General features: G+C 58.3%; 1 protein-coding gene. It reads left to right on the top strand.

What is annotated here, in order from left to right; all coding sequences use genetic code 11:
- Positions 1–60 precede the first annotated feature (60 nt).
- Complete coding sequence (locus VL15_RS37790; protein WP_048252012.1) at positions 61–1,221, top strand: IS30 family transposase; 1,161 nt, start codon at positions 61–63, stop codon at positions 1,219–1,221.
- Positions 1,222–1,227 lie beyond the last annotated feature (6 nt).

Below are 1,227 nucleotides of genomic sequence, written 5' to 3' on the forward strand. Positions count from 1 at the left end.
GCGGATTCAACCGGTCGATGCAACACACTAGACGCTGCGTAAGCAGTGGAGGTGTTGCAAATGAAACAGCGGCGCAGGATCTACTACACCGAGACTCAAAAGGCACTGATGTGGGAGCGGTGGCGCAAGGGGGACACGCTTGCGCAGATTGCCCGACTGTTCGATCGCTACCACTCATCGATACAAAGCGTACTCGCGAGGACTGGCGGGATACAGCCAGCTCAACGACACCGCTCCAAGCTTGCCTTGACGCTTGCCGAGCGCGAGGAAATCTCGCGCGCAGTCGTCGCCGGCCAGTCGATTCGATCGATAGCGGCGCGGTTAGGACGTGCACCATCTACTATCAGCCGCGAGGTGCAGCGAAATGGCGGAAGGCAGTACTATCGGGCGAGCCAGGCCGACGCGCTCGCCTGGGACCGCGCACGGCGCCCAAAGACATGTAAGCTGGTCAGGAATCGGACACTCGCCCAGGTTGTGGCAAGCAAGCTCCGATTGCAGTGGTCGCCGGAGCAGATTGCGGGTTGGCTCAAGCACGTGTATGCGGTCAACAAGGACTATCAGGTGTCGCACGAGACTATCTATCGGAGCCTCTATATCCAGGCCCGTGGTGCGCTGAAAAGAGAGCTGCTGGAACACCTGCGCCGTTCTCGGGCCATGCGTCGATCGCGTCAACACACACTGAAGACCGAGGACCGCACGAACATCCGCGATGCCATATCAATCAGTGAACGCCCGGGCACAGCCGAGGATCGAGCAATACCCGGGCACTGGGAAGGCGATCTGCTGTTCGGCAACGCTAACAGTCAGATTGCAACACTCGTCGAACGCCAGACCCGGTTCGTGATGTTGGTAAAGATTGCCAGCAAGGACTCTGAGGCTGTCGTCAATGCTCTGATAAGACACGCCGGCAAGCTTCCACAGGAATTGTATAAATCGCTGACGTGGGATCGGGGCACGGAGATGGCTGGCCACGAGCGCTTCACTGTCGCGACGGACATTAAGGTCTACTTCTGCGATCCCCAGCATCCCTGGCAACGCGGCACGAACGAAAACACGAATGGGCTTCTGAGACAGTACCTCCCAAAAGGAACGGACCTCTCTGCCTACTCGCAAGCCAAGCTTAACGCCATTGCCCGACGGCTCAACGAACGTCCACGCAAGACACTAAACTTCGATACACCGGCTGAACGATTCCATCAAGCTGTTGCATCGACCGGTTGAATCCGC

The organism is Burkholderia cepacia (assembly GCF_001039005.1).
In the GTDB taxonomy this organism is placed as follows: Bacteria; Pseudomonadota; Gammaproteobacteria; order Burkholderiales; family Burkholderiaceae; genus Burkholderia; species Burkholderia theae.